The organism is Clostridium sp. 7_2_43FAA, assembly GCF_000158375.2.
In the GTDB taxonomy this organism is placed as follows: Bacteria; Bacillota; Clostridia; order Clostridiales; family Clostridiaceae; genus Clostridium; species Clostridium tertium.
The window spans coordinates 36,157-50,879 of sequence record NZ_JH815221.1; the positions used below are offsets into that span (position 1 = coordinate 36,157).

Consider the following 14,723-nt stretch of genomic DNA (forward strand, 5'->3'; position numbering starts at 1 on the left):
GAAGTTTTAATATATAATGGTAATAAAATACTAATTTTGAGGTGAAGAGATGGGTTTTTCAAAGCTAATGACATTAGTTTTCGGTGTGGCATTTATGATAATACTTTATTTTATAATATATTATGCACTAAAAATAATGTACAAGGATGTAAAGGGAAGTGGAAGAAGAAAACAATCTTCTGCTAAAAAGAATTATGGAATAGAAGTGCTAAGTACAGGTGAGAACTCAAACTTAGAAGAGGGATCTATTTTATTGTTAAGAGGAACTATAACTATAGGCAGAAAAGAAGGAAATACAATAAAATTAGATGATCAATATGCTTCAGGAAATCATGCGAAAATTATAGTTAAAAATAATGAGATAGTAATAGAAGATTTAAATAGTACTAATGGTGTTTTTATAAATGATGAAAGAGTTAACGGATATTCAAAGATAAGAGCTAATGATCTTATAAGAATAGGCAGTGCTATATTTAAGGTTATAAGAGCAGATAAGAACTAGGGGTGAGTTTATGAATAGTACATTAAAGTTAGAAAAAAGAGTTCTGAAATTAATTTATCTACTATGTTTACTTCTGTTTACTAATTTAGCACTACTAAAAAAACCTTTTGATACTAAAGCGTTAATAATAGGTATAATTCTATGTATAATCATAGGATTTTCCCACTATCTAATAAGACGTTTTTATCCTGATGGGGATAAGTTTATGCTTATATTTTCAAGTATACTAGCTGTAGTTGGAATTGCGGTATTATATAGATTAGATCCTAATTTTGCTATAAAGCAATTAATATGGGCTGTACTTGGAATAATAGCATATATAGCTATAGTTGTAGCATTGCCAGATCTAAAAGGCTTTGCTAAGTATAAAAAAATATATATGATTATTACTTTAATATTTATGCCTATGGCATTAATATATGGTCTTATATTTAATGTGGAAACAAATGGGGCGATGAACTGGGTTTATATAGGACCTTTTGGGTTCCAGCCATCAGAATTCGGAAAGATAGCATTAGTTTTATACTTAGCTTCTTCCCTTATGACATATGAAAGTAAAAATGTAATTAAAGAGGACTTTAAGCAATTAATAGAGCCAGCTGTTATTGTTATGTTCTCATTAGTATGTATGGTTCTGCAAACAGATTTAGGATCAACTTTAATATTTTTTGGAATATCTGTAACTATGCTATATATTGCGACTTCAAAGAAAAAATATGTATTTACATGTTTAGGGCTTTCGGCAATAGGAGCAGTAGGGGCTTATGGCGTTTTTGGACACGTACAAAGAAGAGTGAAAATTTGGCTTGATCCATGGAAATATGCTAGTAATGAAGGGTACCAAATAGTTCAGGGCTTATATGCTATATCATCAGGTGGATTATTTGGTGTAGGTTTAGGTAATGGATATCCTGATTTAATTTTTGCAAGTGAAAGTGATTTTATTTTTGCTGTTATTTGCGAAGAATTTGGTATTATATTTGCAGTAGGATTAATTATAATATACTTCTTATTGTTTTACAGAGGAATAAGAATAGCATTTTTAACAAATGATAAGTTTAGTCAATTAGCTGCTGTTGGGTTTAGTACAATGATAGCTTGTCAGACTTTAGTTATTATAGGTGGAATATTTACTGTTATACCACTTACAGGTATAACTTTGCCACTGATAAGTTATGGCGGTAGTTCTATGTTAACAATGTTTTTTGCTCTTGGTATATTGCAAAAGATATCAGAAGAGTATTAAAATAAAAAAATATATAAAATTGGAATAAAATGTAGTATAATATAAGAAAAGGTAATGGTGAGAATCATTACTTTTTTTATTTTTATATAGTTTGGTTAATTTAATTTTTAGAGAGAAATATTTATAGCTTCGGGGGAGGTAGCATTTTGTCTAAAAAAAGCAAAAGGATAAAATTTGAAGAGAAAGTTAATAAAGATATCGAATTCAGAGACAGTAGAAAGTTGAAGTCTAGTAATAAAAGAAGATTAACTATAACTCAAAAAATATTAATATTTCTTATTACAATTACTTTAATATCAAGTTTATCGTTAGCTGCATATTCATCTTTAATATCGTATAGGAATGAGAAAGCTAGGGTAAATGAAGTTTTAGAGCAAACAAAGGGGTTTGGGAAAAGCTTAATCAGTAATATGATTGTTGATTTAGAAGATTTAATATATTCAGTAGAAAAGGGAATAAAAGATAAGGATAGAGCTAATAGTTTTATAGATTCATTTATGAAAAATAATTTAGATGTAACTTCGATAGCTGTTAAGAACGAGAAGAATGAATTTATAGCATATTCAGGGGGACTAAGTAGATCATATGTAGATGGACTAACTTTTGTTCAAGGGGGATCAATGGGAGTATCTTGGTCAAATGCTATAATATCAGGGGATAAGGGATTTATTGTTATAAAAGTTAACATAGATAATAAAGATTATTTTCTTCAGGTTTCAACATCTATGTTCCAAGAGCAAATTGATGCAATAAATATGGATGGAATAGAAGTTAATTTAACAGATAGTTTTGGAACAATAATGGCAAGTAATAATAAAGAAAAGATAAATACAAAGCTTAATGATGAATTAAGTAAAATAATTGAACAGAATAAAGAGGAAAATGAGGTGAAGATAGGTAATAATAGTAAAATATTTACTTATCATAAATTTACAAATGATTTTAAGATTACAAGTATTTATGATAAAAGTAGTTTAAATAAAAGTATTATTACAAGTATAGTATATACATTAATAATTACTATAATATTTTCTGTAGTAATAATATTAGTTGCTTCTATCATAATAAAAAAGTATTTAAATGCTATAATTGATATAAATAATATGAGTAAATCCATGGGAGAAAAAGACTTTACTAAAAGATCAAAAATAGATTTGGATGACGAAATTGGTGATGTTATAAGGGAGTTAAATAATTCTTTTGGTATTCTTACAACAGTAATGAAGGATAATCTTTCTTTATCAGAAGTTTTAAATGAGAATACTACAAAGATAGATGAGTCATCTAATGAGATGTATGAAGCTTCTAAGCAAGTGGCTACTTCTATTGAAAATATCTCAGTAGTAACACAACAGCAGGCTGATAGCATGGTCAATATATCTAATAATGTTAATGTTTTGGGGGATTCTATAAAGGAAGTTTCTAAAACCATTAATGTGCTAAATAATTTATATTCGGTATTAAGTACGAATGCGAAAAGTAATAATGAAGGAATGCAAGAACTATTAGTAGATAATTCAGATCTTCAAAAATCTATAAAAGATTTATCTAATGATATATTAGATATCTCAGCAAGTACAAATAAAATAAATGATTTTGTAAATATAATAGATGATATAGCAAATAGTATAAATTTAATATCTATCAATGCATCTATAGAAGCTGTACATGCAGGGGAGTTTGGAAAAGGTTTTGCTGTGGTTGCAAAGGAAATTAACAAGCTTGCAGAAAATTCTAAAGAGGCTACTGAGATAATAAAAATTACAACATCAGATATTCATAAAAAGATCAATAGAACAGTTGATATATTGGAGCAAACAAGAAATGTTTCTATAAAAGAAAGCAATAGTGTGAAAAATACTGCTGAGTCATTAAAAGTTATAAGTGATGAGATCATGGTTATGAGGAGTGCTATAGAATCTATAATAAACTCTAATAATGTTGTAACATCTAAGAAAGAAGAGATATTATATATAGTTGAAAGTAGTGCAGCTTCGATGGAAGAAATTGCTGCAGCAACTGAAGAAATTACAGCTATAACAGAAGAGCAATTTAGTTCTACAGAAGAAATAATGAATATGGCTGCAAATTTAAGAGAATTAGCAAAAAAGATGGAAGAGAGTATTGGTGAATTTAAGGTATAATTAAAGATTTTGATGTATAATATAAAAGGAGTATTGCAAAAAGTACAATACTCCTTTACCTATTACTTAATATGATGTGTATTTTTAATTTTACAGTTTAAATATATAGCTTTATAGTTATAATGATATTAATAGATTTTACAAAATAAGGAGGACTTTATGAACGATTTAGCAAAAAGTATAAGAAACGTTATGGTGATATTTCTTTTTTGCTTTATAGCATTAATATCATATATAGCCTATTTTCAAGTGTTTAAGGGCCCTGATATAGCAAATGATTCAGGAAATAAAAGACTTTGGGCTAGAAGAAATGAAATTTTAAGAGGAACTATATATGATAAAGATGGAAATCCACTAACCAATAGTATTAGAGTAGATAAGTTCAATCAAAGTAGAGAATATGTATATGGAGATTTATATGTTCATGCATTAGGATATATAGATGAGAGGTTTGGAATTACTGGCCTAGAGGAAGAATATGATAACGAGTTATCAAAGTACAGTAGTTTTTCTAATGGGATTAGAAGTTTATTAAAAAACTTTGATTTAAAGAAAGCATTTGAAAATAGAGATGAAGAAAAAATAGGAAATGGAATAGTAACTACGTTAGATTATAATCTTCAAAAAGTAGCTTATGATGCAATGGGAGATTTAAAAGGAGCTGTAGTTGCATTAAATCCAAAAACTGGTGAAGTATTAGCTATGGTTTCAAAACCTACATATGATCCAACTAATTTGGAGCAAACTATAGAAGATGCAAATACTGGTGTGGATACTGAAAGCAAACTGTTAAACAGAACAATAAATGGGCTATATCCTCCGGGGTCTGTATTTAAAACAATAACATTAGCAGCAGCTTTAGAAAATGATCCAAGTATAACAGGAAGAACATTTAATGATACTGGGAAAATAACTTTTGATGATGGGACAGAGCTTAATAATTATATGAAGCAAGCTCATGGAAATTTGGATCTTCAGATGGCATATAGAGTTTCAAGTAATGTAGTTTTTGGAACATTATCAATGGAAATGGGAAATGAAAAGTTGAAGGAAGTATCAGAAAGATTTGGATTTAACTCTAGGGTTCCAGGTATAGGAATGTCCATATCTGAAAGTAGATTTCCTTCTTTAAAAGATTATGAATTAGGAAACATAGCACAAAGTGGTATAGGTCAGGCAAGTGTATTATCAAGTCCAATGCAAATGGCAATAGTAGCTGCAACTGTAGCTAATGATGGAGTGCTTATGGAGCCTAAGCTAGTAAACAAGATAGTAGATAAAGACGGAAATACAATTAAGGAAATACAAAATAAAACTTTACAAAGTAATGTTATTTCGAAGGAAATAGCAAACACAATAAAAGATTACATGGGTTATTTAGTTTCTAATAATATATACAGATGGCCAGCTTTTGAAGGAACTAACGCTGGAGGTAAAACAGGTACAGCAGATTATATGCTAGATGATGGCTCAGAGGGAGTGCCACATGGATGGTTCATATCAGCAGCTCCTTTAGATGATCCTAAAATTGCAGTTGCAGTAATAGTAGAGCAAGGTGAAAATGGTGCAGGTTCAGCAGCTGATATAGCTTCAAAAGTTGTAAGGGCGGCTGTACTTGGAGAATAATAGAGTAAAAGGTCGAGAATTTATTTCTCGACCTATTTTTCTACAAAGTTTTAGTTTTTACTATTAGTTTTTCACTATTTATCTTTTACCTCATATATTAAAATAGAGACTTAATTCTTAGGCTTTCTTGTAGAAAGCTAAATAACTTCAGAGGTTAAAAGGAGATATTAGACTATGTTTAGAGTAAAACAATTAGATGTTGAAGGATGTTATTTAATAACACCAACTGTTTCAATGGAAAGCACTTGTGATTTAATTAAAATTTTTAATGATACTCAATTTAATATATATGGATTAAGCACGGAATTTAAGGAAGAATATTATGCAATAGCAAAGCCAGGAGTTGTAAGAGGAATGCATTTTCAGTTACCTCCAGAGGAACATGATAAACTTATAACATGCATAATAGGAGAAATACAAGATGTAGTAGTTGATTTAAGAAAGGAATCTAAAACTTATGGAAAATATACTATGGTTGAATTAAATGAAAGCAATAAGAACCTGATATATGTTCCAAGGGGGTGTGCACATGGATATTATATAAAAGGTAAAAAAGATGCCTTAATTTATTATAAAGTAACAAAACCATTCATTAGAGAGTTACGTGGGGGAATACATTGGGATTCTTTGAATATTCCTTGGGATTTTAGCAATGAAGTTGAGGTTGAAAGTGAAGATAAAGTTTGGCCTAAATTTGAGGGATTTAATTCACCTTTTTAATAATGAGCAGTTAAGAATAGATAATGAATAATTAAGAGAATAATTTAGAGAGGTTAAATTATGAAATCTAACTTTTTAAACATCTCTAGAAGTTTAATACTTAATTGTTCATTATCAACTATTAAGTATTAATTGTAAAGAAATTCCCTTTGTTTACTTTCTTATATAGTGATAAAATTTATATTACAAGAAATACAATTGAAGGGAGGATTTTGATGTTTGATTTTGATTATCATCTTAAGAACTTGCCAGAAAAACCAGGTGTCTATATAATGAAAAACTCTCTTGGTGAAATTATTTATGTTGGGAAGGCAAAAATTTTAAAAAATAGAGTAAGAAGTTATTTTCAACATTCAAAAAACCACTCAGAAAAAGTTAAAGTTATGGTTAAAAATATTTCTGAGTTTGAATACATAGTGACTGATTCTGAAATGGAAGCTTTAATTTTAGAATGTAATTTAATTAAAAAACATAGTCCGAGATATAATATAGCGTTAAAAGATGATAAATTTTATCCCTTCATCAAAATAACTACAAATGATGATTATCCAAGGGTATTTGTAACGCGAAAGTATGCTAAAGATGGAGCAAAATACTTTGGACCATATACAAATGGAACTGCAGTCTATGAGACAATAACTTTGATTAATAAGATTTTTCCTATAAGAACTTGTAAATTGTTAATAAATGAAGGTGGAGAAAAAGTTAGACCTTGCTTAAATTACCATATAAAAAAATGTATTGCGCCTTGTGCTGGATATGTAACTAAGGAACAATATAGTGAAATGATTAATGATATCATGGATATACTTAATGGTAAGGATAAAACAATAATAAAGACCTTAAAAAAAGATATGGAAGATGCATCAATGAATCTTGAGTTTGAAAAAGCTGCTAAGTATAGAGATAAAATACTTGCCATCGAAGCAATAGTAGAAAAACAAAAGATATTTAAAACTATGGAAGGCGATGAAGATTTTATAAACATATATCAAGATGAAAAGGACAGCTGTATACAAATATTCTTTTCGAGAGAAGGAAAAATTACTGGGCGTGAACATTTTATCTTTGAAAATACAGCAGATGATAAAATTGGGGAAGTATTAGAAGATTTCATAACATCTTTTTATGGTGGAACAGCTAAGATACCTAGAACTATATATGTGCCAGATATAGAAGATTCAGAGCTTATAGAAGATTTCTTAACAATAAAAAGAGGGGCTAAGGCTTGGATTAAGATACCTCAAAAAGGCCAAAAGAAAGATATGCTAGAGATGGTAAGGAATAATGCAAAAATAACTTTAGAGCAATTTAAGGATAAGTTCCTTAAAGAAAAGGAAGTAAATAGAATATCTTTAGAAGAATTGCAATATTTATTAGATTTAGATGAATCTCCTTTTAGAATAGAAGCATATGACATTTCTAATATACAAGGTGTAGATTCAGTTGGTACAATGGTTGTTTTTGAAGAAGGAAAGTCTAAGAATAGCGATTATAGAAGATTTAAAATTAAATCAGTAAAGGGTGCTAATGACTATGATAGTATGAGAGAAATATTAGAAAGAAGATTTTCTCATGGACTTGAAGAAATAAAGAAGATTCAAGAGAGAAATTTAAATTTCTCAAGTGGTAAATTTTCTAGTTTCCCAGATCTTATAATGATGGATGGGGGAAAGGGTCAAGTAAACGTGGCTTTAGAAGTTTTAGAAAAGTTAAATATAAGTATTCCGGTTTGTGGTTTGGTAAAAGACGATAAACATCAAACAAGAGGAATTATATATAATAATAAAGAACTTATAATAAATAGAAGCTCAAACTTAATGCAAATGATTAGAAGAATACAAGATGAAGTGCATAGGTTTGCTATCACTTATCATAGAACATTAAGAGATAAAAGAACATTACACTCTATTCTTGAAGATATTCCTAATGTAGGAGAAAAAAGAAGGAGAAATCTATTAATGAAGTTTGGAAGCGTTGAAAACATTAAGAATGCAACTTTAGAGGAATTGCTAGAAACGCCAAGTATAGATAAAAAAGCAGCTCAAAGCATAGTGGATTATTTTACCACTAAGGAAAAATAGTAACAAAAGGGTTACAATTTAAGTATTATATATAAATATGCATTTAATGGGTTGTTTATTCATGAGTTTTAATTTATACTATGAAAAGATATTACTACGTGTATTTTATAAGGAGTTAGGTATGAATAAATATAAAGTATTTGAAAACTTATTTAAAGAATTTTACAAAAGCGAAAATATTATTCTTGATGCAGAAATGAAAAATTATGTTCACTTTAGAGTAGGTGGACCAGCGGATATACTTTTGATTCCAGAAAATAAGGAACAAATTATAAGAACAATAGAAATTTGTAATGAAAAGAACATACCTTTCTACGTAGTTGGAAATGGATCTAACTTATTAGTAAAAGACGGTGGAATAGAGGGCGTTGTTATAAAGTTAAATGATGTAAAGAACATAAATGTTTACGGAGATATTGTTGAAGCTGAGTGTGGAGCTATGTTAAAAGATGTTTCTAATGCAGCTTTAAAAAGTTCTTTAACAGGATTTGAATTTGCTTGTGGAATTCCTGGAACTGTAGGCGGTGCTGTATTCATGAATGCAGGTGCCTATAATGGTGAAATAGCTAATGTGATAGATAGTGCAGAAGTTATTGACAATGAAGGCAAAATATTATCTTTATCAAAAGATGAGCTTGAATTAGGATATAGATCTTCTATAGTAATGAAGAAAAATTATATTGTTTTATCAGCAAAATTTAAATTGCAAAATGGTGATGAGAAGGAAATTAAAGAGGTAGTTGATGATTTGACTTGTAAAAGAGAATCAAAGCAACCGTTAGAATATCCTTCAGCCGGAAGTACATTTAAAAGACCTGAGGGATATTTTGCAGGAAAGTTAATACAGGATGCAGGACTAAAGGGATATAGTATAGGTGGAGCAGCTGTTTCTGAGAAGCATTCAGGGTTTGTTATAAATAAAAATGGTGCTACAGCTAAAGATATATTAGATTTAATAGCATATATACAAAGTGAAGTAAAAAGGCAATTTGATGTAGAATTACATCCAGAAGTTAGAATAATAGGCGAAGATAAAAGATAAATATAGAGTAATAAAAAGGTTCAAGAGGATTCTTGAACCTTTTTATTTTAGTAAATATAAATAGATAAATGCTAATTTATAAATATATAAAAAGTGATTAATAAAATATTGACAATAATAATATGGTATAATATACTATATTTAAAGTTAAATAGAATTATATTATAATTTAAGGAGTGCAAGATTTATGAGAAGGTTTTATATTAAAGAAAGGTTATTTTCAATAGGAGCTAAATTTGAAATCTTGGATGAAAGTGACAATATAGCATTTATTGCAGAGGCAGATAAGTTTGATATAGGGAAAAATATTAGTATATATGATGCTAATAAAAGAAAAGTTCTTTATATGAGACAACAAATAAGGTTGGGGGCACATAAATATATAGCTTATGATGAAAATATGAGAGAAATAGCAACTATAAAAAAAGAATTTATGGTACCAGAGTATAATATTACTGGAATTGTAGGAGTAATTAGTATGGAATCAAATAGCATGTTAGGAAGGCATTACATAATAAAAAAAGATGGAGTAAATATCGGAAAAATTGATAAGGAGCTAACATTCGGAAGAGATAGATATTCTTTAGAAGTATTAGATGAAAGATATAATATATTTTTTATAGGGTTGTTAGTAATGATAGATATGGTAAGATTCCATGATGATAATTAACCGTAAATAGTATCAATATGATTATAATAAAATAGTATGATTAATAAAATATTATAAAATTTAATAAAAAAGGGGAAGTAATAATGGCTCATGAAGTAGATTATGAAATTTTAGGCAATGAAATGCAGTATGTAGAAATAGAACTAGATCCAAGGGAAAGTGTAGTTGCAGAAGCTGGAGCAATGATGATGATGGATAATAGTATTACTATGGAAACGATTTTGGGTGATGGAAGTCAAAAGTCTCAGGGCGGCTTTTTAGGAAAACTTGGAGGTGCGGCAAAAAGAGTAATAACAGGTGAAAGCTTATTTATGACGGAATTTACAAACTCCGGAGTTTTGAAACAAAAAGTAGCATTTGCTGCTCCTTATCCAGGCAAAATAATTGCAATGGATTTAAGAAAACTTGGTGGTAGATTAATTTGTCAAAAAGATTCATTTCTATGTTGTGCAAAAGGAATTAGTGTAGGAATAGCATTTACAAAGAAGCTAGGAACAGGATTCTTTGGTGGAGAAGGATTTATATTGCAAAAACTAGAAGGTGATGGTTTAGCATTTATACATGCTGGTGGAACTATTGTAAAAAAGACATTAATGCCAGGAGATACTATAAAAATAGATACAGGTTGCTTAGTTGCTATGACTCAAAATGTAAATTATGATATACAATTTGTAGGTGGATTTAAAAATGCTGTATTTGGCGGAGAAGGATTATTTTTTGCAACATTAACTGGCCCAGGGGATGTATGGATTCAAAGTTTACCATTTAGTAAATTAGCATCAAGAGTATATTCAGCTGCACCGCAAAACATGGGGAAACAGGTTGATCAAGGAAGTGTTCTTGGTTCATTAGGTAATCTTTTTGAAAATTAATACTGGAATATTTATTATAACGTATGTATAATTATTTTAAGTTGTTAAATAAATTGAAATTATAGCAATAAATAACAAAGGGGGATAGTCCAGGAATTGGACAGAAAAATGAAATATAGGATTAGAGATGAAGTTAAAAGATTAGGTAAGTATGTAGCAGGAAAGCCAATAGATGAAGTGAAAAGGGAATTTGGAATAGATAAAGTTGTTAAGCTTGCATCTAATGAAAATCCTTTAGGAACTTCCAATAAAGTTAAAAGATTAATGGCTGAATTAGTAAATGAGATGAATATGTATCCGGATTCATCTTCATATGATTTTAAGCAAACTTTAAGTAGCAAGCTTGGGATAAGTAAAGATATGATATTCTGTGGGGCGGGATCAGATTCTTTAATAAATGTAATATGTGAAGTATTTCTGGATAAAGATGATGAAAGTATAATGGCGGAAATTACTTTTCCAAGATACGAGAGTAACACAATTCTTATGGGAGCAAAGCCAATAAAGGTTCCATTAAAAAATAATGGATTAGATTTAGAAGCTATGATAGATGCAATAACGGATAAAACAAAGTTATTGTGGCTATGCAATCCTAACAATCCTACCGGAGGTATTTTTACAAAAGAGGATTTAGATAAAGTATTATGCAAGATACCAGAGGATGTAATTATAATAATGGATGAAGCTTACAGTGAATACGTTGATTCAGAAGATTATCCTAATTCATTGGAATTATTAAAGTCATATCCTAATATGATAGTATTAAGGACTCTATCTAAGGCTTATGGATTAGCTTCATTAAGATTTGGATATGGAATTGCTAATGAAGAGATAGTAGATTATATTAATAGAGTTATAAATGCATTTGATGTAAATTTATTTGCTCAGAAAGCAGCAGTTGTAGCTATAGAAGATGAAGAATTTATAAATACTGTTAAAATCTTTAATAAAGAACAAAGAAGTTATTTAACAAAGAAGTTTAACGAAATGGGACTAGAATGTATAGAATCACAGGCTAATTTTATAATGGTTAATGTAAATGGTGATGATAGGCCAATACATGAATATCTATTAAGACATGGATATATAATAAGACCAGGATACTTATTAGATATGCCTGAATGGATAAGAGTAAGTATAGGAACTAAGGAGCAAAATGTAGAGTTTTGTGAGTTGTTATATAATGCTATAAAAGAAAGAGATAAAGAATAGTTTTGGTAGAGAAGAGTGATAACTTTTCTCTATTTTTATTTTAAAACAAAATTATTTTAAGTATCCATATAGATATTTATTCTGTATATAATATATGCATATTCAACTGTAAGTATAATATTTATTATAACTTATATAAATAAGCTTGATATGTTATAATTTAACTATACAATCTTCGAATTAAAAAGGAGGCATTATCATGAGATTTATAATAGTTACAGGACTATCAGGAGCAGGTAAAACAGAAGCAACAAGAAGCCTTGAAGATATGGGATACTTTTGTGTAGATAATCTTCCTCCAAAGTTAATACCAAAGTTTGCGGAAGCCTGTGTTCAAAGCCAAGGAAAAATAAATAAAGTTGCATTAGTAATAGATATAAGAGGCGGAATTTTCTTTGATGATTTATTTGAAAGTTTAAATTATTTAAAAAGACAAGATTTTAAATATGAGATACTATTCTTAGATGCAGCAGATGAAGTATTAGTAAAAAGATTTAAAGAATCAAGAAGAAGCCATCCATTAGCACCTGGAAGTAGAGTTATTACAGGAATTAATGAGGAAAGAAATAGATTAAGGGAAGTAAAGGATAGAGCAGATATAATTATAGATACATCAAAGTATGCAATTAGGGACTTAAGAGAAGAAATGAATAAGAATTATGGAGATGTAAAGCAGCCAGAACAGCAACTTTCCGTGACTATCTTAAGCTTTGGGTTTAAATATGGAATACCAGTTGATTCAGATTTAGTATTTGATGTTAGATTTATACCAAATCCATTTTATATTCCTGATCTTAAGCCATATTCAGGTAATGATGAGCCAGTAAAAAAATATGTTCTTGATCAAGAGGAAACTAAAGGTTTTATAAAAAGAGCAGATGATATGTTGGACTTTTTGATACCTAATTATAAGAAGGAAGGAAAGAGACAACTTATAATATCAGTTGGTTGCACAGGAGGAAGACATAGGTCTGTAGCTATAGCGAATGCTTTATATAAGAAGTTGCTAGAAAGAAATTACAATGCTTCTGTTGAACACAGAGATATAAGAGAAGATGTACATCAAGGAGCTAAAAAGCTATGAGTATAAAAGATTGGTTGAAACCAGGGGTTAGAATTAAAAGATGGCTTTTCTTTGGAATATTTGGAATTCTTTTAATAGCATTTGGATTTACAGAATTAGCAGTGCGAAGAGTTTATGATTTTTATTACAAAATATTTTATATATTTTTAAACATAACAGGAGTATTCGTTATATATATATCTGTTATAGAAAGTATGAAGTCAATAATAGCACTTACAAATAAGGGATACATTCAGTTATCATTAGATAGTAGGAAAATGGAAAATCTTATATATGAAAAAAGGTTATTAGTAAAGGGGCCTAAGATTGTAGTTGTTGGTGGTGGTACAGGATTGTCAACTATGCTAAGAGGCTTAAAATACTATACATCAAATATAACTGCAATAGTAACAGTTGCTGATGATGGAGGGGGCTCAGGTGCTCTAAGAGAGGACTTAGGGATGCTACCACCTGGAGATATAAGAAACTGTATATTAGCACTTGCAGATACAGAGCCACTAATGGAGGAGTTACTTCAATATAGATTCCCAGATGGAAGATTAAAAAATCAAAGCTTTGGTAACTTATTTTTAGCAGCTATGGATGGAGTAAGTGATAATTTTGAAGATGCTGTTCAAAAAATGAGTTCTGTATTAGCTGTAACAGGAAAGGTATTGCCAGTTACATTAGAGGATATGAAATTAATTGCAGAACTTGAAAATGGTAATAAAGTAGAGGGAGAGTCTCAAATCCCAGATGAAGTATTAAATCAAAATTCAAGAATAAAAAAACTTATGATAGAGCCTAATGATGCAAAGCCTCTGGAAGATGCTATAAAAGCAATAGAGGAAGCTGATGCAATAGTATTAGGACCAGGGAGTCTATATACAAGTATAATACCAAATTTATTAGTAAAAGATATTTCGGAAAGTATAAGAAAAAGTGATGCAATAAAGATATATATATCGAATATAATGACCCAACCAGGAGAAACACATGGGTTTAAAGCCTCTGATCATATAAAGATATTAAAAAAATATGGCGGAAGAGGAATTGTAGATTATGTAATTGCTAATAGAGGAGATATTCCTAGTGATATAAAGAAGAGATATTCATTAGATAACTCACAATTAGTAGAGTTAGACACAAAAGAAATAAAAGGCTTAGGGGTAGAGGTAGTTGAAGCTTCTTTAGCAAAAATAGAAAAAGGTTATGTTAAGCATGATTCAGAATATTTAGCAGAAGTTTTAGTAGATACAATAATGGAGAAGAAATTGTTATATGATAGAAAGAAAATAATAGAATATATGTATGTATCACAAAGAATTAAAGAGAGAGATAAAAAGAATAAGATTGATAAAGAAAATAACTAAGAGGAGTAAAACCCTCTTAGTTATTTTTTTGCTTTAAAGCAATATATTGTAATATTAATGTATAATATGGAAAAATATATAATAATTTGTTAGAATATAGTATATAGCTGGGAAAAACATACGAGGAGGTTAAAGTTAAAATTCAATTTACTCCAAGCAAATTTATTGG

The 14,723-nt window shown here is 29.2% G+C and carries 12 protein-coding genes; all 12 read left to right on the plus strand.

Features of this window, described 5'->3' with window-relative positions; genetic code table 11:
- Window positions 1-49: 49 nt before the first annotated feature.
- Window positions 50-502: an FHA domain-containing protein gene (locus CSBG_RS00925; protein WP_008676267.1), complete on the plus strand. Its 453-nt coding sequence runs from the start codon at window positions 50-52 to the stop codon at window positions 500-502.
- 10 nt (window positions 503-512) lie between these two features.
- The gene (locus CSBG_RS00930) at window positions 513-1,748 is read left to right on the plus strand and encodes an FtsW/RodA/SpoVE family cell cycle protein (RefSeq protein WP_008676270.1); all 1,236 of its coding nucleotides are present in this window, start codon (window positions 513-515) and stop codon (window positions 1,746-1,748) included.
- A 146-nt stretch (window positions 1,749-1,894) separates the two neighbouring features.
- Window positions 1,895-3,892: a methyl-accepting chemotaxis protein gene (locus tag CSBG_RS00935; protein ID WP_008676272.1), complete on the plus strand. Its 1,998-nt coding sequence runs from the start codon at window positions 1,895-1,897 to the stop codon at window positions 3,890-3,892.
- A 159-nt stretch (window positions 3,893-4,051) separates the two neighbouring features.
- Complete coding sequence (locus CSBG_RS00940; RefSeq protein ID WP_008676274.1) at window positions 4,052-5,518, plus strand: penicillin-binding protein 2; 1,467 nt, start codon at window positions 4,052-4,054, stop codon at window positions 5,516-5,518.
- A 174-nt stretch (window positions 5,519-5,692) separates the two neighbouring features.
- Complete coding sequence (gene rfbC / locus CSBG_RS00945; protein ID WP_008676276.1) at window positions 5,693-6,238, plus strand: dTDP-4-dehydrorhamnose 3,5-epimerase; 546 nt, start codon at window positions 5,693-5,695, stop codon at window positions 6,236-6,238.
- A 215-nt stretch (window positions 6,239-6,453) separates the two neighbouring features.
- Complete coding sequence (gene uvrC, locus CSBG_RS00950) at window positions 6,454-8,322, plus strand: excinuclease ABC subunit UvrC (RefSeq protein WP_008676279.1); 1,869 nt, start codon at window positions 6,454-6,456, stop codon at window positions 8,320-8,322.
- Between the two features lie 121 nt (window positions 8,323-8,443).
- Window positions 8,444-9,364: a UDP-N-acetylmuramate dehydrogenase gene (gene murB / locus CSBG_RS00955; RefSeq protein WP_008676281.1), complete on the plus strand. Its 921-nt coding sequence runs from the start codon at window positions 8,444-8,446 to the stop codon at window positions 9,362-9,364.
- A 187-nt stretch (window positions 9,365-9,551) separates the two neighbouring features.
- Entirely contained in the window at window positions 9,552-10,034 is a 483-nt protein-coding gene (locus tag CSBG_RS00960) for an LURP-one-related family protein (RefSeq protein WP_008676283.1), read from the plus strand.
- An 83-nt stretch (window positions 10,035-10,117) separates the two neighbouring features.
- Complete coding sequence (locus CSBG_RS00965; RefSeq protein ID WP_008676284.1) at window positions 10,118-10,906, plus strand: TIGR00266 family protein; 789 nt, start codon at window positions 10,118-10,120, stop codon at window positions 10,904-10,906.
- Between the two features lie 96 nt (window positions 10,907-11,002).
- A complete protein-coding gene (hisC, locus tag CSBG_RS00970) occupies window positions 11,003-12,118 on the plus strand; it encodes a histidinol-phosphate transaminase (RefSeq protein ID WP_008676285.1) in 1,116 nt (371 codons plus the stop codon).
- 199 nt (window positions 12,119-12,317) lie between these two features.
- Window positions 12,318-13,202 (plus strand): RNase adapter RapZ, encoded by an 885-nt coding sequence (gene rapZ / locus CSBG_RS00975; RefSeq protein ID WP_008676286.1) that lies wholly within the window; start codon window positions 12,318-12,320, stop codon window positions 13,200-13,202.
- On the plus strand, window positions 13,199-14,554 hold the full coding sequence (locus CSBG_RS00980) for a gluconeogenesis factor YvcK family protein (protein WP_008676287.1): 1,356 nt from the start codon (window positions 13,199-13,201) through the stop codon (window positions 14,552-14,554). The genes rapZ and CSBG_RS00980 overlap by 4 nt, the downstream gene beginning before the upstream one ends.
- Window positions 14,555-14,723: the final 169 nt, after the last annotated feature.